We start from the raw sequence: 20,841 nt of genomic DNA on the forward strand, positions 1-20,841 counted from the left end.
CCATGGGCTTCATTCGCCAGATCGCCGAACACGAAGCCCGTCTTGAAGCCGGTAATGCCCAGCGCCTGGGGGCAGAGATTGCGTTTCCCACAGGCACTCATTCGTCCAATCGTGCAGCCGTTGCCGGTCGGGACGGCGTGCTGTTCATCGCCGATGGCCAGAATAAATGGGAAATGCAACTCGCCGGGATCATGCCGGCCGGACCGCCATGGGTGAAGACCTGGCAGGACGCCCTGCGCGACCGCCAGATGATCTGCGCCAGAGATGGCATTGCGCTCGCCCATCTGGTCATGCCCGAGAAGCAGATCCTGCTGCCGCACCTGCGCTGGGCCGAAGCGGCGCCCACCGCCTTCCCCGGCCGGCCACTGCGCCGCATCCCCTGGGATGTCGCCGGACCGATCGGGCTGATCTATCCGGAGGCCGATTTTGCCGCAGCGCGCGACTGGTCTGGCCTGTACTGGCGGCGCAATTCACATTGCCTGCCCAGCAGCTGCCTGATCGCGACGCGCAGGCTGCTGACCGCCTATGGCCTGGCGGAAAGCCTGGATGACAGCGCCATTGATGTGGTCGAGCGCCCCGCCCGTCATGACCTGATCGCGCATTTCCTCCATCCGGCACCGACCGAAGACGGCCTGGCCATCCGCCGCCCCGGCGAAACCCTGCTGCACAAGGATGGTCGGGCCGAGGGGAAAAGCCTGCGCGGATCCCGCTATGTGATCCGCAACCGGGCGGCCAAGGTGGCCGCACCGCTGGCGATCTTTGGCGACAGCTACAGCTGGGATGGCGTAGGCCTGGGTGAAGCCCTGGCCTACATGTTCCAGGAGGTGCATTTCATCTGGCAGAAAGACATCGACTGGTCCTATGTCGCCAGTCATGGCATCCGGTTCCTGCTTTGGGAAAGCGCCGAGCGTTTCCTGGGCATGCCGCCCCGGAGCTGACCCCGGGCCAGCCCTCGACGCTGTGCGCCCGGTGGGGTAAATACCGCCCCCGGGGACAGGTGGCCGAGTGGTTTAAGGCAGCGGTCTTGAAAACCGCCGTACCTGCAAGGGTACCGTGAGTTCGAATCTCACCCTGTCCGCCAATTCCCGTATGGAATCTGGTTGCCCTGCTCCTTCGGGGCCGGCGGCCCGCCGGGCGGTGCCGTCAGATTGGTCATGTAGGTTGGCGCGATCTCGTCCCCCGTCTGCCGGTCATACTCGACCAGCACATGCAGCACCAGATCGTAGGACCGGTAGCAGTCGTGCAACAGCGCCGCCATGGCCAGCAGCTGGGGCGGCGACAGCAGCGACAGCTTGGTGATGTCGCGCACGAAGATCGCATCGCCCCATACCACCTGGCTCATGCCGGCAAAGATATCATCACCCACCATCATCGGCTGGATGATGCGGCTGACGGTGGGGAAGAAACGATGGAAGAGGAACCCCTGGCTACGCAGGAAGGCCTCGACATCGCCAAACAACGGCTGGTCTGTATAGAGTGGCAGGAACTCGACTTCGGTGTGAACGATCAGCGCTTCGGACAGTCGCTTGGTGGCGTTCTGGAACACCATCAGCTCACCGCCCTGGATGTCGATCTTCAGCATGTCGAAGCCGACCGCCTCGGGCACATCATCGAGCCGCACGGTGTCGATCTCTTCGGTCTTCACCACATGGCCCCAGACCGGAAAGCCGTGAAACAGCTTGAGGACTTCGGGATTGGGCTTCAGCAGCGACGACATGCCGGAGCCGGCACAAAGATACAGGGTATGCCGGCGACCATCGCCGACGGCATGGGGCAGATAAATCTCTGACGGGCCCTTCTTCTCGTTCAACTCGGCCAGTGCTTCAGCATTGGGCTCGAACCCGACGATATCGGCATTGCCGCCCTGCAACAGCGTGGCATAGGGCGGATCGCCATCAATCGGATTAGCGCCAACATCGACAATCTTGACCCGGACGGCCGAATTGGTCAGCGCGTGAAATGAACCTGGAACAACCATGACGCCTCGCCTCGTCGAATCATGACAGGGCAAAGCCCTCCCCTAACATGACGCATAAAATATTACCGTTCGGTTTCCTGCCGGATGATCTCGCGGACAGCCTCTGAAATCCGCAGCCACTCGATAGCGCCGCCGCGATCACCACTCTCTGCAAGAATATTTGCCCGCGTCGCCGCAATCCGCAGGGCCCGCCGGCCGTGAAAACCAAACAGCAACCCCGCGGTTTTCCGAATATCCAGACCGGCGCCTATCCGCTCTTCGTCCATCGTCATGCTCTATGCCTTACGGCCTTCGTCTGTCGGGACCGGACGTTACCGCCGCGGGCATCCCCATGTGAACCTGCCGGAGGTGGCAGTTATGCTTATAGTACAACCCGCATAGCGGGAAAACCCTATGACAATGCATCAAGATAGGCTGCGGTCTGAGCAGTATCAAAGACCTGGGTCTGGGCGGATGTCAGCGCATTGGCCTGGGTGGTGCTCATCGCCTCGATATTGGTGACGCTGAGCGATCCGATTGCGGTGGTGCTGATGGCCGCAATCTGCGTGGCCTTCAGTTCGCCAATATCGGTGGTCTGCAGCCCGTCGATCTGGGTGGTGGTCAGGCCCGCGATCTGCGCCGCCGTCAGGACACCGACCTGCGTGGTGTCGAGGGCATTGAAGCTGTTCGTGATGAAGGCCGCGAGCTGGGTCGAGGTCAGGCCCGTCAGCAGCGTCGTGGTCAACGCATCAACCTGCGTATCCTGCAGGGCACTGATCTGCGTGGTGGTCAGGCCCTTCGCCTGCACCGCGCTCAGGGCGCCCAGCAACGTGGTGCCTTCGGCCTGGATCTGGGTCGTGGTCAGGGCCCCGATCTGGGCCGTGGTCAGGGCCTTCAGCTGGGTGGTGGTCAGGTCTGCAATATCACTGGTGTCCAGGCTCTGGATCTGAGTCGTGGTCAGGGCCGCCACCTGGGCCGCGGTCAGTGCCTGGGTCTGCGTCGTGTTGAGCGCATTCAGGGCGGTGGTGGTCAGGGCCTTCACCTGCGTGGATGTCAGACCGGCGATCGCCGTGCTGGTCAGCGCGACAACCTGCGTATCTTCCAGGCTGCCGATCTGCGTTACCGTCAGGCCCCTCACCTGGGTTGCCGTCAGGGCACCAAAGGACGTGGTATCGACCGCATCCAGCTGGGTGGTGCTGAGCGCCGCAATCTGCGCCGAGGTCAGACCCGATGTCCGCGTCGTATCCAGGCCGCCCAGGACCGTGACGCTGAGCGCGCCAATCTGGGTCGTGGTCAGACCGGCCACCTGGACCGAGGTCAGATCATTGAAGTCAGTACTGTCGAGCGCCGCAATCTGGATCGTCGTCAGCCCCTGCAACTGCACAACGGCCAGGGCCTGGGTCTGAGTCGTATCCAACTGCGACAGGTTGGTGGTGTTCAAGGCGCGCAGCTGCGTGCCGGTCAACGCCCTGAGCTGCGTGGTGGTCAGGTCGGCCACATCGGCGGTATCGAAATTGCTGATCTGCGTCGTGGTCAGGGCCGCGATCTGGATTGCGGAGAGCGCGCGACTCTGCGTCGTATCCAGCGCATTCAGCGCTGTGGTGGTCAGAACCGCAATCTGCGTCGGCGCCAGCCCGGTAATCGCCGTGCTGGTCAGCGCCGTCAGCTGCGTATCATACAGCAGGCTGGCCTGGGTCGTGGTCAGGCCCTTCACCTGCGTGGCCGTCAGTGCGCCCAACAGGGTCGTGCTCATCGAATCAAACTGCGTGGTGCTCAGCGCACCCAGCTGGGCCGAGGTCAGGCCGCTGACCTGCGTCGTGCTCAGTACGGCCACAGCAGCAGCGTCGATCTCCCGCACCTGCGTGGTGCTCAATGCACCCAACTGGGTCGAGGTCAGATCAGACACATCCGTGCTTTCAAGACTTGCGATCTGCGTGGTGGTCAGCGCCTTGATCTGGAAGGTGTTCAGGGTCTGTAACTGGATCGCATCCAGTGCGTTCAGATCCGAGGTTTCCAGCGCCGCAATCTGCGTGACTGTCAGCCCCTTCAGCTGGGTGGTAGTCAGGTCGGCAATATCGGCGATATCAAGCCCGGCAATCTGCGTCGTGGTCAGGGCGCCCACCTGGGCCGCGCTCAGCGCCTGGCTCTGGGTGGTGTCCAGCTGGTTCAGATTGGTGGTACTCAGGGCTTTCAGCTGAACCGTCGTCAGCGCCTTCAGCTGCGTGGTGGTCAGGTCGGCAACATCGGTGGTCTCAAGCGAAGACACCTGCGTGGTGCTCAGCGCGGCAACCTGCGTAGCGGTCAGGGCCTGGCTCTGCGTCGCATCCAGCGCATTCAGCGCCGTCGTGATCACGGCTGCAATCTGCGTGCCCGCCAGGCCGGCGATGCTGGTGGTGCTCAGTGCGGTGAACTGGGTTTCGTCCAAAGCCCCGATCTGCGTGGTGGTCAGGCCCTTGATCTGCGTCGAGGTGAAGGATGCGAATACGGTACTGACCAGAGTATCGATCTGCGTGGTGGTCAGGCCGGCAAGCTGAGCGGCCGTCAGGCCCGCAATCGCCGTGGTGCTCAACGCCTCGAACTGGGTGGTCTCCAGCGAGCCGATCTGCGTGGCAGTCAGCCCCGTCACCTGCGTGGTGGTCAGGTTGCTGAAGACCGTGGAGTCCAGACCATCAATCTGGGTTGTGGTGAGGGCGCCGATCTGCAGCGAGGTCAGTGCCTGGGTCTGCGTGGTATCCAGGGCCTGCAGGCTGGTGCTGCTCAGTGCACGCAACTGGTTGGTGCTGAGGCCGGCAACCTGCGTCGTGCTCAATTCGGCGAGGTCGGCCGCAGAGAGATCGTTCAACTGCGTGGTGGTCAGCGCCTGGATCTGCGCCGTGGTCAGGGACTGAACCTGGGTGGTATCCAGCTGTGACAGGTTGGTGCTGGTCAGGGCCTTCAGCTGGGTTGCCGTCAACGCCTTCAGCTGAGTCGTGGTCAGATCGGTGACATCGGCGGCATCAAGGTTGCTGATCTGGGTTGTGGTCAGCGCTGCAATCTGGGTGGCCGCAAAGGCCTGGCTCTGGGTTGCATCCAGTGCATTCAGCGCCGTGGTGCTGATCGCCGCGATCTGTGTGGCAACAAATCCGGTGAGCGCCGTGCTGCTCAGTGCAGTGAGCTGGGTTTCATCCAGGGCGCCGATCTGGGCTGTGGTGAGGCCCCGCGCCTGCGTCGACGTCAGATTCCCGAGAACAGTAGCATCCAGCCCATCAAGCTGGGTGGTGGTCAGTGCTGCAATCTGGGTGGCCGCCAATGCCTGCGTCTGGGTGGTATCCAGCGCATTCAGATCGGTGGTCTCCAGTGCCGCAACCTGTGCCGTGCTCAGACCCTTGATCTGCGTCGAGGTCAGGTCGGCAATGTCGGCCGCGTCCAGCCCAGCAATCTGCGTGGTGCTCAGGCTGCCGACCTGGGTGGCCGTCAGTGCCTGGCTCTGCGTGGTATCCAGTTGATTGAGGTTGGTGGTGCTCAGCGCCTTCAGCTGCGTGCCGGTCAGCGCCTTGAGCTGCGTGGTGGTCAGATCCGCCACATCCCCTGCTTCAAGGGCAGCAATCTGCGTGGTGCTGAACGCCGCCACCTGCGTGCTGGTCAGTGCCTGTGACTGCGTCGTATCCAGCGCATTCAGCGCCGTGGTGATCAGGGCGGCGATCTGGGTGCCGGCCAGGCTGCTCAGGCTGGTGGTGCTGAGTGCGCCAACCTGGGTTTCATCCAGGGCGCCGATCTGCGTGGTGGTCAGGCCCTTGAGCTGTGTCGAACTCAACGCCTCGATCACCGTGGAATCCAGCGAGTCGATCTGCGTCGTGGTCACGCCACTGAGCTGCACTGCCGTCAGGCTGGTGATAGCCGTGGTGCTGAGCGCCGCAAACTGCGTGGCGTCCAGGGAGCCGATCTGTGTTGCCGTCAGCCCCTTCACCTGCGTCGTGCTCAGATTCTCGAACACGGTGGTGTCCAGGACATCGAGCTGGGTGGTGCTCAATGCGCCGATCTGCGTCGCAGTCAGGGCCTGGGCCTGGGTGGTATCCAGGGCCTGAAGGTTGGTGCTGCTCAGGCCGCGAATCTGCGTCGTGCCGAGGCCGGCAACCTGCGTCGTGCTCAGCTCGGCGATGTCGGCCGCATCCAGACTGTTCAGCTGCGTGGTGGTCAGCGCCAAGATCTGCGTGGTGGTCAGCGCCTGGGTCTGGGGCGTATCCAGGGCATTCAGATTCGTGGTGCTCAGAGCCCTCAGCTGTGTGGCAGTCAACGCCTTCAACTGGGTGGTCGTGAGATCCGTGACATCAGCTGCATCGAATGCAGAAATCTGCGTGGTGCTGAAGGCTGCGATCTGCGTGGTGGTCAGCGCCTGGGTCTGGGTCGTGTTAAGCGCATTCAGCGCCGTGGTGATCAGCGCGGCGATCTGGGTACCGGCCAGGCTGCTCAGGCTGGTGGTGCTGAGCGCGGTAACCTGATCCTGATCCAGCGCGCCGATCTGCGTGACGGTGAGCCCCTTGAGCTGCGTCGAGGTCAGCGCATTGAAGACGGTAGAGTCCAGCGTGTCGATCTGGGTCGTGGTCAGGCCGCCGAGCTGCGCCGCTGTCAGGCCGGTGATCGCCGTGGTGCTGAGCGCCGCAAACTGAGTGACCTCCAACGAGCCGATCTGCGCCGCCGTCAGGCCGGCCACCTGTGTCGTGCTCAGACTCTCGAATACCGTTGTGTCCAGCTCATCAAGCTGGGTGGTGCTCAACGCGCCAATCTGGGTCGACGTCAGCGCCTGAGCCTGGGTGGTGTTCAGCGCCTGCAGGCTGGTGCTGCTCAGGCCGCGCACCTGGTTGGTGCTGAGGCCCGCAATCTGTGTCGTGCTCAACTCGACGATGTCGGCTGCGTCCAGCTCGTTCAGCTGCGTGGTGGTCAGCGCCTGCAGCTGCGTGGTGGTCAAGGCCTGAGTCTGGGTCGTGCTCAACGTGCTCAGGTTGGTACTGGTCAGCACTTTCAGCTGCGTGGCTGTCAAGGCCTTCAACTGGGTCGTACTCAGGTCGGCCACATCCGTGGTGTCAAGACCCTTGATCTGCGTGGTGTTCAGCGCCGCGATCTGCGTCGCACTCAGGGCCTGGCTCTGCGTCGATGTCAGCGCATTCAGCGCCGTGGTGCTGAAGGCCGCAACCTGAGTGGCCCCAAGGCTGGCCAGCGTGGTGGTGCTCAGGACCGCGACCTGCGTTTCGTCCAGCGCGCTGATCTGGGTCGTGGTCAGGCCCTTGATCTGCGTCGAGGTCAGCGCCGCAAAGGCCGTCTCATCCAGCGCATCGATCTGCGTCGTGGTCAGGCCACTGATCTGCGTGGCTGTCAGGCCGGTGATGGCCGTGGTGTTGAGCGCCGAGAACTGGGTCGCCTCCAGCGAACCAATCTGAGCGGCCGTCAGCCCCTTCACCTGCGTCGAGGTCAGGTTGCTGAACACCGTGGTATCGAGAACATCGATCTGGGTCGTGCTCAGCGCGCCGATCTGGGTCGAGCTGAGCGCCTGGGACTGAGTGGTGCTCAGCGCTTGCAGGTTTGTACTGCTCAGGCCGCGGACTTGATTGGTGCTCAGGCCGGCAATCTGCGTGGTGCTCAACTCGGCAATATCAGCGGCAGCCAGGTCATTCAGCTGCGTCGTGCTCAGCGCCTGCAGCTGCGTGGTGGTCAGGGCCTGAGTCTGGGTCGTGTCCATTGCGTTCAGGCTGGTGCTGCTCAGCGCCTTCAGCTGGGTCGCGGTCAGTGCTTTTAATTGCGTGGTGGTCAGGTCGGCTACGTCAAGAAGATCCAACCCCTTGATCTGCGTGGTGCTGAGCGCCGCAATCTGCGTCGTGGTCAGAGCCTGGGTCTGGGTCGCATCCAGCGCATTCAGCGCCGTGGTGGTCAGGGCTGCCGCCTGGGTGCCGGTCAGACTGGCCAGCGCCGTCGTGCTCAGAGCCGCCACCTGGGTATCTTCAAGCGAGGCAATCTGTGCGGCTGTCAGCCCCTTGACCTGCGTCGAGGTCAGGTTGCTGAAGATCGTGGTATCGAGGCCGTCGATCTGGGTTGTGCTCAGCGCGCCGATCTGGGTCGAAGTGAATATCTGAGTTTGCGTCGAATCCAGCGCGTTCAGATCGGTGGCTTCCAGAGCGGCAACCTGCGCCGTCGTCAGGGCTTTCAGCTGCGTGGTGGTCAGGTCGACCACATCGGCAAGCTCCAGCCCCTTGATCTGTGTGGTGGTCAGGGCCGCAATTTGGGTTGCCGTCAGCACCTGACTCTGGGTCGTATCCAGCGCATTCAACGCCGTGGTGCTGATCGCCGCCACCTGCGTGCCGACGAGGCCGGTCAGCGCCGTGGTGGTCAGTGCCGTCAGCTGCGTAGCCTCCAGCGAGGCGACCTGCGTGGTGGTCAGACCCTTGACCTGAGTCGAAGTCAGAGCCGCCAGCACGGTCGATTCAAGAGAATCGATCTGTGTCGTGGTCAAGCCACCGATCTGTGTTGCGGTCAGGCCGGAAACCGCTGTCGTGCTCAAGGCTGCGAACTGCGTGCCGTCCAGCGAACCGATCTGCGTCGAGGTCAGACCCTTCACCTGCGTCGAGGTGAGGTTGCCAAACACGGTGGCATCCAGATTATCGAGCTGGGTGACCGACAGCGCGCCGATCTGGGTCGAGGTCAGGGCCTGGGTCTGCGTGGTATCCAGCGCCGACAGGTTGGTGCTGCTGAGCGCTGCAATCTGGCTCGTGCTCAGGTTCGCGATCTGAGTGGTGCTCAACTCACCGATGTCGGTGGTTTCCAACTGGCCGATCTGCGTCGTGGTCAGGGCCTGCAGCTGCGCAGTAGTCAGGGCCTGGGTCTGCGTCGTATTCAGCTGCGACAGATTGGTGCTGGTCAGTACCTTCAGCTGTGTCGCGGTCAGCGCCTTAAGCTGCGTGGTGGTCAGATCGGCGACATCGGTGATCTCGAGACTCTTGACCTGCGTGGTGGTCAGCGCTGCAACCTGCGCAGCGGTCAACGCCTGGGCCTGCGTTGTATCCAGGCCATTCAGCGCCGTGGTGCTCAGCGCTGCGATCTGTGTGGCCGCCAGCACGGCGATTGTCGTGCTGGACAGTGCCGTGATCTGCGAATCATCCAGCGCGCCGATCTGCGCCGTGGTCAGCCCCTTCACCTGCGTCGAGGTCAGGTTGCTGAACACCGTGGAGTCCAGTGTGTCAAGCTGCGTGGTGGTCAGTGCACCGATCTGGGCAGCCGTCAGTGCCCGGGTCTGGGTAGTGTCCAGGGCCTGCAGATTGGTGGTGCTCAGATTGGCAATCTGCGTCGTGCTGAAGCCGGCAACCTGCGTCGTGCTCAGCTCGGCAATATCGGTGGTCTCAAGCTGATTGACCTGCGTCGTGGTCAGCGCCTGCAATTGCGTCGCCGTCAGCGCCTGGGTCTGGGTTGTATTCAGCGCCGACAGATTTGTGCTGCTCACCGCCTTCAACTGCGTCGCCGTCAGCGCTCTGATCTGCGTGGTGGTCAGATCGGCGATATCGGTAGTTTCGAAGCTGCCGATCTGCGTCGTGGTCAGGCCGATGATCTGCGTCGCGGTCAGGGCCTTTGACTGGGTCGCATCCAGCGCATTCAGCGCCGTTGTCGTCAGCACGCCGACCTGCGCAGCCGTCAGGTTGGAAACGGCCGTGGTGGTCAGCGCCGCCGCCTGGGTTTCATCCAGCGAGGCAATCTGGGTGGTGCTCAGCCCCTTCACCTGTGTCGAGGTCAGGGCATTGATCGCGGTGGCGTCCAGGGTGTCGATCTGGGTGGTGGTCAGGCCAGCAAGCTGGGACGCCGACAGGGCGGCCAGGGCCGTGCTGGTGAGCGCTGCGAACTGCGTGGCTTCCAGCGAACCGATCTGGGTCGCCGTCAGCCCCTTCACCTGCGTCGAGGTCAGGCTGGCAAATACCGTCGTATCCAGGGTGTCAAGCTGCGTGGTGGTCAGCCTGCCGATCTGCACCGATGTCAGGGCCTGGGTCTGGGTCGTATCCAAAGCCTGCAGATTGGTGGTGCTCAGATTGGCAATCTGCGTCGTGCTCAGGCCGGCAACCTGCGTCGTGCTCAGCTCGGCAATATCGGTGGTCTCAAGCTGATTGACCTGTGTGGTGGTCAACGCCTGCAACTGGGCCGACGTCAGCGCCTGGGTCTGTGTCGTATCGAGCTGCGACAGGTTGGTGCTGCTCAGGGTCTTCAACTGCGTCGCCGTCAGCGCCTTCAGCTGCGTGGTGGTCAGATCGGCGATATCAGTCGTTTCGAGGCTGCCGATCTGCGTCGTGGTCAGGGCCGCCACCTGCACAGCCGTCAATGCGCCGGCCTGCGTGGTATCCAGTGCGTTCAGCGCCGTCGTGCTCAGCGCCGCAATTTGCGATGCGGTCAGCCCCGCGATCGTGGTGCTGGCAAGCGAGGTGATCTGGGTTTGATTCAGCGCGCCGATCTGGGTGGTGCTCAGCCCCTTGATCTGCGTCGAGGTCAGGGCCGCAAAGGCGGTCGTATCCAGCGCATTGATCAGCGTCGAATTCAGGCCGCCGAGCTGCACCGCGGTCAGGCCGGCGATAGCGGTCGTACTCAGGGCGGCGAACTGCGTGACCTCTAGCGAACCGATCTGCGTCGAGGTCAGGCCCTTGACCTGGGTCGAGGTCAACGTGTTGAAGATCGTCGAATCCAGGGAGTCGATCTGCGTCGTGGTCAGGGCGCCGATCTGGGCCGAAGTCAGCGCCTGCTTCTGCGTCGTATCCAGCGCCAGAAGATTGGTGCTGTTCAGGCTGGCGACCTGCGTTGTGCTCAGGCCAGCCACCTGCGTCGTGCTGAGGTCGGCGATATCGGTGGCATCCAGCTGATTCAGCTGTGTCGTGGTCAGCGCCTGCAGCTGTGTCGCCGTCAGGGCCTGGGTCTGGGTTGCATCCAGCTGCGTCAGATTGGTGCTGGTCAGCGATTTCAACTGCGCTGCCGTCAGCGCCTTCACCTGCGCGGTCGTGAGATCAGCGACATCGCTGGTATCGAGATTGCTGATCTGGGTGGTGGTCAGCGCCGCGATCTGCGACGCCACCAGGGCCCCGCTCTGGGTCGCATCCAGCGCATTCAGCGCCGTGGTCGTGACGGCCGCCACCTGCGTTGTGGCAAATCCGGTGACTGCTGTGCTGGTCAGGGCGGCGACCTGAGTAGCTTCCAGTGAGGCAACCAGCGTTGTGGTCAGCCCCTTCACCTGCGTCGAACTCAGGCTGGCAAATACCGTCGTATCCAGAGCGTCGATCTGGGTGGTCGTCAGCGCACCGAGCTGCGCTGACGTCAATGCGGCTGTCTGGGTAGTGTTCAGCGCCTGCAGGGTCGTGGTGCTGAGATTAGCAATCTGGGTCGTGCTGAAGCCGGCAACCTGCGTGGTGCTCAGCTCGGCGATATCGGTGGTCTCAAGCTGATTGACCTGCGTCGTGGTCAGCGCCTGCAGCTGCGTCGCCGTCAGCGCCTGGGTCTGGGTCGTATTCAGCGCCGAAAGATTTGTGCTGCTCACCGCCTTCAGCTGCGTCGCCGTCAGTGCCTTCAGCTGGGTGGTGGTCAGGTCGGTGATATCGGTAGTTTCGAGGCTGCCGATCTGCGTCGTGGTCAGACCGGCAATCTGCGTCGCGGTCAGGGCCTTTGACTGGGTCGCATCCAGCGCATTCAGCGCTGTGGTCGTCAGCACCCCGACCTGGGCGGCCGTCAGGTTGGAGACCGCCGTGCTGGTCAGCGCCGCCGCCTGGGTTTCATCCAGCGAGGCGATCTGTGTCGTCGTCAGGCCCTTTACCTGGGTCGAACTCAGAGCGTTGATCGCGGTGGCATCCAGGGTGTCGATCTGGGTGGTGGTCAGGCCGCTCAGCTGTGTTGCCGTCAGGCCCGAAATTGCCGTGCTGCTCAGGGCACCGAACTGGGTGGCATCAAGCGAACCGATCTGACTTGCCGTCAGCCCCTTCACCTGTGTCGAGGTCAGGCTGCTGAAGACCGTAGAATCAAGCTGGTCGATCTGCGTCGTAGTAATAGAGCCAATCTGGGTCGAGGTCAGCGCCTGGGTCTGCGTCGTGCTCAGCGCCTGAAGGGTGGTGCTGCTGAGATTGGCGATCTGTGTCGTGCTCAGGCCGGCAAGCTGAGTCGTGGTGAGATCGGCAATATCGGCGACATCCAGCTGATTCAGCTGTGTGGAGGTCAGGGCCTGCAACTGCGTGGTGGTCAGCGCCTGAGTCTGGGTCGTGTCCAGCTGCGAGAGGTTGGTGCTGGTCAGCGTTTTCAGCTGTGTCGCCGTCAGCGCCTTCAGCTGCGTGGTGGTCAGGTCGGCCACATCGGCGGTATCGAAATTACCAATCTGTGTCGTGGTCAGGGCCGCAATCTGCGCGGTGGTCAGCGCGCGGGTCTGCGTGGTGTCCAGCGCATTCAGGGCCGTGGTGGTGAGTGCTGCGACCTGCGTACCGGAAAGACCTGCAATGGTGGTACTGGTGAGCGCTGTGACCTGGGTTTCATTCAGCGCGCCGAGCTGGGTTGTCGTCAGGCCCTTGATCTGCGTCGAGGTCAGAGCGGCAAAAGCGGTAGTTTCCAGTGCGTTGATCAGCGTTGAATTCAGGCCGCCGAGCTGGGCCGCACTGAGCCCGGAAATGGCAGTCGTGGTCAGCGCCCCGAATTGCGTCCCCTCCAGCGAGCCAATCTGCGTCGCGGTCAACCCCTTAACCTGGGTGGAGGTCAACGTATTGAAGATCGTCGAATCCAGCACGTCGATCTGGGTGGAGGTCAGCGCACCAACCTGTGTCGAGGTCAGCGCCTGATTCTGTGTCGTGCTGAGCGCCAGCAGGTTGGTGCTGCTCAGATTGGATATCTGCGTCGTACTCAGACCGGCAATCTGAGTGGTGGTCAGATCGGCGATATCGGCAACATCAAGCTGGTTGATCTGCGTGGTGGTCAGCGCCGCAACCTGCGTCGCGGTCAGGGCCTGCGTCTGGGTCGTATTGAGCTGGGCCAGATTCGTGCTGGTCAGGGCGCGAAGCTGCTGTGTGGTCAAAGCCTTCAGCTGCGTCGTCGTCAGATCATCGATATCCGTGGTATCGAGCGATGCGATCTGCGTCGTGGACAAAGACGCAATCTGCGTTGCGGTCAGCGCACGGCTCTGCGTCGTGTCCAGAGCATTCAGCACTGTTGTGGTCAGCGCCGCAACCTGGGTACCCGTCAGGCCGGAAATCGTCGTGCTGGTCAGCGAGGCGATCTGGGTTTCGTTCAGAGCCTTGATCTGGGTGGTGGTCAGGCCCTTGATCTGCGTTGAAGTCAACGCGGCAAAGCCGGTCGCATCAAGCGCATCGATCTGAGTTGACGTTATGCCACTCAACTGTGTAGCGCTCAGGCCGGTGATCGCGGTGGTGGTCAGGGCGCCAAACTGCGTGCCCTCCAGAGACGCGATCTGCGTCGACGTCAGCCCCTTCACCTGGGTCGAGGTCAGTGCATTGAAGACCGTGGAATCCAGGACATCAAGTTGAGTCGATGTCAGCGCACCGAGCTGCACCGACGTCAGTGCCTGATTTTGCGTAGTGGTGAGCGCAAGCAGGTTTGTGCTACTGAGATTCGATATCTGAGTGGTGTTGAGACCAGCGATCTGTGTGGTGGTCAGATCGGCGATATCGGTAGCGTCCAGCTGATTCAGCTGCGTGGTCGTCAGCGCCGCAACCTGTGTTGCGGTCAGGGCTTTCGACTGCGTGGCATCCAGTTGAGACAGGTTGGTGCTGGTCAGCGCTTTCAATTGCGCCGTCGTCAGCGCCTTTACCTGCGTTGTGGTCAGATCGCTGATGCCCGTGGTGCTGAGCGCGGCGACCTGAGTGGTGGAAAGATTGATGATCAGTGTTGTTGTCAACGCCTGGATCTGCGTCTCATCCAGTGCGTTTAAGCTGGATGTGGTCAGTGCAGCGATCTGCGTGCCGGCAAAGCTGGCGAGAGCCGTACTGCTCAAGGCAGAGATATGCGTGGTCTCCAACGTCTTGAGCTGCGTGACTGTCAGACCCTTGATTTGAGTCGTGGTCAGGGCGCCCAGCGCAGTCGTACCGATGGCATCAAGCTGCGTCGTGGTCAAACCACCAATCTGCGTCGAACTCAGGCCGACAACCTGCGTCGCACTGAGATTGCCGATTGCCTGAATCTGCGTGCTGGTCAGAGCACTGAACTGCGCAGACGTCAGGATCGATGTATCGAGAAGACCGATCTGTGTGGTGGTCAGGCCAGCAACCTGCGTCGCCGTTAGCGTCTGTGTCTGGGTCTGACTGAGCGATGACAGGATAGTTGTGCTGAGTGACTGCAGCTGATTCACGCTCAGCGCCTTCAGCTGGACCGAGGATAGCTCAGCGATGTCCGTTGATTCGAGCGCCTTGAACTGCGCGTTCGAGAAATTCTTGACCTGCGTGGTGGTCAGAGCCTGCATCTGGGTCGAATTCAACCCGATGACCGCTGTCGTGCTGAGCGCATGCAACTGCGGAACGTTCAGAGCCGCCAGCGCCGTGGTGCTTAATGCCGTTACCTGCGTGTCTTCAAGCGAGGAGAGCTGTGTTGTGGTCAGCCCCTTCACCTGCGCGGCCGTAAGGCCACTCATCGCCGTGGTGGTCAGCGCATCCAACTGTGTTTCAGTCAGGAAGGCGAGCTGTTGTGATTTCAGGCTCGCGGCCTGCGTCTCGGTCAGATCACTTAGAGCGGTCGTGGTCAGGTATTTAAGCTGTCCGCTTGTCAATGCAGCAAGCTGCGTAGCGGTCAGTTCGTCGATATCATCGCTGGTCAGTGCTGCGACCTGCGATGTGCTGAGCGCTATAATTTGCGTGGTCGTCAGTGCGCGAGTCTGGGTTGTAACCAACCCAGACAGATTGGTTGCGCCGAGCGCCTGCACCTGAGCCGCACTGAGCACGGCCAACTGACCTGCATTGAAAACTATCTGACCGGAGGTGAAATAGGAAATCTGCGCGGCAGAAAGCTGCTGGACCTGCGTTGTGGCCAACGCCGTCACCTGCGTCGTCCCGAGCGTCTGAATTTCAGTCGCAGTGAGAGCCCTAAGCTCTGTGACTGTCAGCGCCCGAATCGCCGAAGATGATAGAGTTGTAACGTCCAACTCAGTTTCTCCCTGTCAGGGAGCGATCAATGGATGATCGCATCACCCCTGACGCCTTTTTCCCATATACTTCTGCTCAGCCGCCTTGATTGCTTTCGCTGTCCACAACCGCTTGTCTTCTGGCACGGGGCGGAACTTGTGCCGCGCCGCCAACTTGGCCTGGTAGAAGCCGTTGAAATCGTCTTTCGCCAGCATTTCCTGCGCTTCATGATCTTCTTCGCAGGACATCTCGTGATAGACGTCGAGATTGGCCAGGTCCGGCTGCGGCACCACACCCCGCTCGAAGTCCTGCCACATCTGATGATACAGCCCTTCCAGGCTGCGCGTATGTGCATTCATGTCAAACAGCACCGAAGTGTCGCGCACGCGCGCCAGCTTGTCGCGGCACTTTTTGAGCGCGGCGCGATCATTGCCTAGAGCGATTGCCTTCTTGACGTAGTCTTCCGGGTCTTCGCAGACCAGTTCCGGCATGCCGACAGCGTTGACGAGGCTGCCGCAGACCCGCGACGCAAAACCGCGGCCTGAGAAGGTCAACACCGGAACGCCCATCCACAAGGCATCGGATGCGGTTGTATGCGCGCCATAGGGGAAAGTGTCGAGGAACAGGTCGGCGAGCGGATAACGCGCCAAATGCTTCGGATTGGCCAGTTTCGCCGCAAAGATGATGCGCTCGGGCGCAATGCCGCGCTGAGCGGCTGCCTCTTTCAAGGTCTGGTGCACGATATCCGAAGAGCCCAGCAGCCAGAGCACGCTGTCCGGCACACCTTCCAGGATACGCATCCAGCGGTCGAAGGTCAGTTTCCGCAGCTTGTGCCCGCCGTTGAAGCAGCAGAACACTACCGCATCCTCGGGCAGGCCCGCATCGGTACGGCTCGGCCGTTCCGGCGCGATCACGCGCTTGCGGTCGGTCGGCTGGTAACACGGCAGTCGATAGACCTTTTCAGTGTAGTAAAGCTCGTAGTCCTTCGGGATGATCCACTCGTCCGCGATGATATACTGGTGGTACGGGCTGGCCATACTGCCCGGGAAGCCGAGCCAGTTCACGATGATCGGCGCCGGCCGGTAGGACAGAACCTTGGTGCGGGCATCGCGGGTATAGCCGTTCACATCGATCAGAATGTCGATGCCGTCGGCCACCATGCGGTTGGCCGCGGTAATGTCGTCCATATCGCTGATATCGACCCAATGTTCGACAGCCGCCTGGATGCGCTTCTTGGTCGGGTCTTCCGTCTTGATGCCGCAGTAATACGCGAACACTTCGACACGATTGCGATCATGCAGTTCGAACAGCTCCGACATCAGGAAGCCGATCGCATGCTCGCGCAGGTCGGACGAGACATAGCCGACGCGCAGCCGACGCGGGGCTTTGCGCGGTTCCTGCTGCAGCCACATATACTCGCTGCCCGGCTTCGGGTCGCCGATATTGCGATTGTAGGCCCAGGCGCCGCCAAGCTGGAACAGCGGGTCATCGGAATAGGCGCCGGTCGATAGCGGACTGAATCCCTTCATGAGATCCATCCGGGTCACCCCTTCCCAGGGTTCGACCACCGGCCACTTGTTCAGGATCATCCGCTGCGACAGGAAGTGCTGCGCCACATCGGGCTGGTTCGGATCGAGGCTCAGGCCCTGCCGCAGGGTTGCCTCGGCCGCCACATGCTGCAGATTGGTTTCCAGCACGCGGCCGATCTGCTTGAAGGCCGTCTTCTTATGCTCGACCGCGGGGCCGGAGATAATCGCCAGCCGCTGGGTGATGGTATTCCATTGGCTGACGGCGGCATTGGCATCGCCCATGCGCTCCAGCACGTTCCCCAGATTGATGTAGGCCGGATAGAAGTCGGGATTGACGCTGATCGCGTGATCGTATGCGGCCTTGGCGCCAGCGAGATCGTTGCGCGCGCTCAGCAAGGTGCCGAGGTTGAAATCCGCCACATAGACAAGCGGATCGCTGGAATTGAATTTCGACCAAAGCTTGTAGACCAGAGCGGCCTGATCGAGTTCGCCGCGCGCCTGCATCTTGCCGGCAATATCGATCAACTCAGTGATAGGAACAGTCTGTTCGGCCAACCGCGCGACCAAACTTTCGAAAGAAACACCGCTCATCTCAACCCCATGCAGCTACCGCCCGTCCCGACGGGTTTTCTCTACCGGGAGTAAAGCGGGCTACCCCTTAAAAAATCACTACGGGAGAAGCGATGGGGAGGCAGGATCATCATTTTCTGATGTCCCGCCTCCCCCGCTGAGGCTTAGCCGAGGGCGTCGAGCCAGGCTTCGACCTGCGGATCGCTCAAGGCTGCGACCTGGGTCTGAGTAAAGGCCGCCGCCTGTGTCGTGGTCATCGCCAGAATGTTCGTTGTGCTCAACGAAGTGATGGCGGTGGCACTAATCGCTGCGACCTGGCTCGAGGTGAATTCCCCGATATCCGTGGTCTGAAGAGCGTCGATCTGGGTCGTGCTCAGACCCGAGATCTGCGTCGAGTTGAGTGCCTGGACCTGGGTCGTGCTCAGCTGGTTGAAGTTGGTCGTACCCAGCGCCGCAATCTGCGTCGAGAGGAACTGCGCAACCTGCGTCGTTGTCAGACCCTCGATGAAGGTGGTTTCGACACCAGACAGCTGGCTCGTCTCCAGGGCCTTGATCTGGATCGCACTCAGACCGGCAGACTGCGTCGTCGTCAGCGATGACAGGCTGGTGGTCGACAGTGTCCGGACCTGCAGGGCAGACAGAGCGTTGATCTGAGTTGAGCTCAGTTCACCGATATCTGTGGTCTGCAAGTTCGAGACCTGCGTGGTGGTCAGACCCTGGATCTGTGCCGCCGTCAGAGCCTGCGTCTGGGTCGTGTCCAGCTGCGACAGGTTGGTGCTGCTCAGCTGCTGCAACTGCGTGCTGGTCAGCGCCTTGATCTGGGTTGTGCTCAGATCGGCGATGTCAGTGGTCTCCAGCGACGCGATCTGCGTCGTGGTCAGAGCCGCCACCTGCGTAGCGCTCAATGCCTTCGACTGCGTGGTGTCGAGGGCGTTCAGCGCCGTGGTGGTCAGAGCCGCCACCTGCGCACCGGACAGGCCGGTGATCGCCGTGGTGGTCAGCGCAGACACCTGGGTCTCATCCAGCGAGCCGATCTGCGTGGTGCTCAGACCCTTCACCTGCGTCGAGTTCAGCGCACCCAGCACGGTGGTGGTCACCGAGTCGAGCTGCGTGGTGCTCAGCGCACCCAGCTGCGTCGAGGTCAGGCCTGCCGTCTGAGTCGTCGTCAGCACATCCAGGTTGGTGGTTGTGATGGCGCCGATCTGCGCGGTGGTCAGAGCCGTCAGCTGCGTCGAGGTCAGTTCACCCAGGTCGGTGGTCTCAAGCGAGCCGATCTGCGTGGTGGTCAGAGCCTTGACCTGGTTGGCCGTCAGAGCCTGCGCCTGCGTGGTGTTCAGGGCGTTCAGGTCTGTCGTCTCCAGCGCTGCCACCTGGGCGGTGCTCAGAGCCGCCACCTGGGTGGTGCTCAGATCACCGATGTCGGTGGTCTCGAGGTTGGCAACCTGCGTGGTCGACAGCGCCTGGATCTGAGCCGCGCTCAGGGCCTGGGTCTGGGTCGTATCGAGCTGCGACAGGTTGGTGCTGGTCAGCGACTTCAGCTGCGTGCTGGTCAGCGCCTTGAGCTGGGTTGTCGTCAGGTCGGCGACATCCGTGGTCTCAAGCGACGCGATCTGCGTCGTCGTCAGCGCCGCCACCTGCGTCGCGTTCAGCGCGCGGGTCTGCGTCGTGTCGAGCGCATTCAGCGCCGTGGTGGTGATGGCCGCCACCTGCGCACCGGACAGGCCGGTGATCGCCGTGCTGGTCAGCGCAGTCACCTGCGTGTCCTGCAGCGAGCCGATCTGCGTGGTGCTCAGGCCCTTCACCTGCGTCGAGTTGAGCGCACCCAGCGCCGTCGTGGTCACTTCATCGAGCTGCGTGGTGCTCAGCGCACCGATCAGCGTCGAGGTCAGGCCAGTCACCTGGGTGGTGCTCAGCTGGCTGATCGCCGTGGTGCTGATCGCCGCCACCTGGGCGGTGGTCAGAGCCGCCAGCTGCGTCGAGGTCAGTTCCTCGATGTCAGTGGTCTCAAGCGCACCGATCTGCGTGGTGGTCAGAGCCTTGATCTGGTTGGCGGTCAGGGCCTGGGCCTGCGTGGTGTTGAGCTGCAGCAGGTCCGTGGTTTCCAGAGCCGCCACCTGGGCGGTACCCAGCGCCGCGATCTGCGTCGTGCTCAGCTCACCGATATCGGTGGTCTCGAGGCTGGCAATCTGCGTCGTGGTCAGAGCCTGGAGCTGAGCCGCGCTCAGGGCCTGGGTCTGGGTCGCATCCAGCTGGTTCAGGTTGGTGGTGCTCAGCGACTTCAGCTGCGTACCGGTCAGCGCCTTGAGCTGGGTTGTCGTCAGGTCGGCGACATCCGTGGTCTCAAGCGACGCGATCTGCGTCGTGGTCAGCGCCGCGATCTGCGTGGCGTTCAGCGCCTTCGACTGCGTGGTGTCGAGAGCGTTCAGCGCCGTGGTGGTCAGAGCCGCCACCTGCGTGCCGGCCAGGCCGGTGATCGCCGTGCTGGTCAGCGCAGTCACCTGCGTGTCTTCCAGCGAGCCGATCTGCGTCGTGCTCAGGCCCTTCACCTGCGTCGAGTTGAGCGCACCCAGCGCCGTCGTGGTCACTTCATCGAGCTGCGTGGTGGTCAGCGCACCGATCAGCGTCGAGGTCAGACCCGTAACCTGGGTGGTGCTCAGCTGGCTGATCGCCGTGGTGCTGATCGCCGCAACCTGGGCGGTGGTCAGGGCGCCCAGCTGCGTCGAGGACAGTTCACCGATATCGGTGCTTTCAAGCGCGCCGATCTGCGTGGTGGTCAGCGCCTTGACCTGCGAGGCATTCAGAGCCTGGGCCTGCGTGGTGTTGAGCTGCAGCAGGTCCGTGGTCTCCAGCGCCGCCACCTGGGTGGTGTTCAGCGCCGCGATCTGCGTCGTGCTCAGATCCGCGATGTCGGTGGTCTCGAGGCTGGCAACCTGCGTGGTCGTCAGCGCCTGGACCTGAGCCGCGCTCAGGGCCTGGGCCTGGGTCGCATCCAGCTGGTTCAGGTTGGTGGTGCTCAGCGACTTCAGCTGCGTACCGGTCAGCGCCTTGATCTGGGTTGTCGTCAGGTCGGCGACATCCGTGGTCTCAAGCGCACCGATCTGCGTCGTGGTCAGAGCCGCGATCTGCGTGGCGTTCAGTGCCTTCGACTGCGTGGTGTCGAGAGCGTTCAGCGCCGTGGTGCTGATCGCCGCCACCTGCGTACCGGACAGGCCGGTGATCGCCGTGCTGGTCAGCGCAGTCACCTGCGTGTCTTCCAGCGAGCCGATCTGCGTGGTGCTCAGGCCCTTCACCTGCGTCGAGTTCAGGCCGCCCAGCGCCGTCGTGGTGACGGAGTCCAGCTGTGTGGTGGTCAAGGCGCCAAGCTGCGTCGAGGTCAGGCCGCCGATCGCCGTCGTGGTCAGCTCGGCCAGCGCCGTGGTGCTGATCGAGGCGACCTGCGTATTGGTCAGCGAGCCCAGCTGCGTCGTCGTCAGCTCGAGCACGTCGGTGCTGTCCAGCGAGCCGATCTGCGTCGTGGTCAGCGCCTTCAGCTGCGTCGCCGTCAGGGCCTGCGCCTGGGTCGTATCCAGGGCGTTCAGGTCCGTCGTCTCCAGCGCTGCCACCTGCGCGGTGGTCAGGGCCTTCAGCTGCGTCGTGCTCAGCTCACCGATATCGGTGGTCTCGAGGTTGGCAACCTGCGTGGTCGACA

The 20,841-nt window shown here is 62.5% G+C and carries 6 protein-coding genes and 1 tRNA gene; 2 read left to right on the plus strand and 5 right to left on the minus strand.

Going from position 1 to position 20,841, the window contains the following annotated elements:
• Positions 1 to 2: 2 nt before the first annotated feature.
• Positions 3 to 938, plus strand: coding sequence for a hypothetical protein (locus AAG821_RS11935; protein WP_341912368.1), 936 nt, complete (start codon positions 3 to 5; stop codon positions 936 to 938).
• A gap of 53 nt (positions 939 to 991) precedes the next feature.
• Positions 992 to 1,081, plus strand: a tRNA-Ser gene (locus tag AAG821_RS11940).
• Here the strand turns inward: AAG821_RS11940 and AAG821_RS11945 are convergent.
• From AAG821_RS11945 to AAG821_RS11965, 5 genes are all read right to left on the minus strand, one after another.
• Positions 1,067 to 1,978 (minus strand): FkbM family methyltransferase, encoded by a 912-nt coding sequence (locus tag AAG821_RS11945; RefSeq protein WP_341912366.1) that lies wholly within the window; start codon positions 1,976 to 1,978, stop codon positions 1,067 to 1,069. The genes AAG821_RS11940 and AAG821_RS11945 overlap by 15 nt on opposite strands.
• Before the next feature lie 62 nt (positions 1,979 to 2,040).
• Positions 2,041 to 2,250, minus strand: a complete 210-nt coding sequence (locus AAG821_RS11950) for a hypothetical protein (RefSeq protein ID WP_341912363.1) — start codon at positions 2,248 to 2,250, stop codon at positions 2,041 to 2,043.
• 119 nt (positions 2,251 to 2,369) lie between these two features.
• Complete coding sequence (locus AAG821_RS11955) at positions 2,370 to 14,972, minus strand: hypothetical protein (RefSeq protein WP_341912361.1); 12,603 nt, start codon at positions 14,970 to 14,972, stop codon at positions 2,370 to 2,372.
• A 144-nt stretch (positions 14,973 to 15,116) separates the two neighbouring features.
• Positions 15,117 to 17,174, minus strand: a complete 2,058-nt coding sequence (locus AAG821_RS11960) for a tetratricopeptide repeat protein (RefSeq protein WP_341912359.1) — start codon at positions 17,172 to 17,174, stop codon at positions 15,117 to 15,119.
• A gap of 143 nt (positions 17,175 to 17,317) precedes the next feature.
• The coding region (locus AAG821_RS11965) for a heme utilization protein (RefSeq protein WP_341916284.1) at positions 17,318 to 20,841 on the minus strand (3,524 nt) is incomplete at its 5' end.

This window comes from Ferrovibrio terrae, from assembly GCF_943372915.1.
Taxonomy (GTDB): Bacteria; Pseudomonadota; Alphaproteobacteria; order Ferrovibrionales; family Ferrovibrionaceae; genus Ferrovibrio; species Ferrovibrio terrae_A.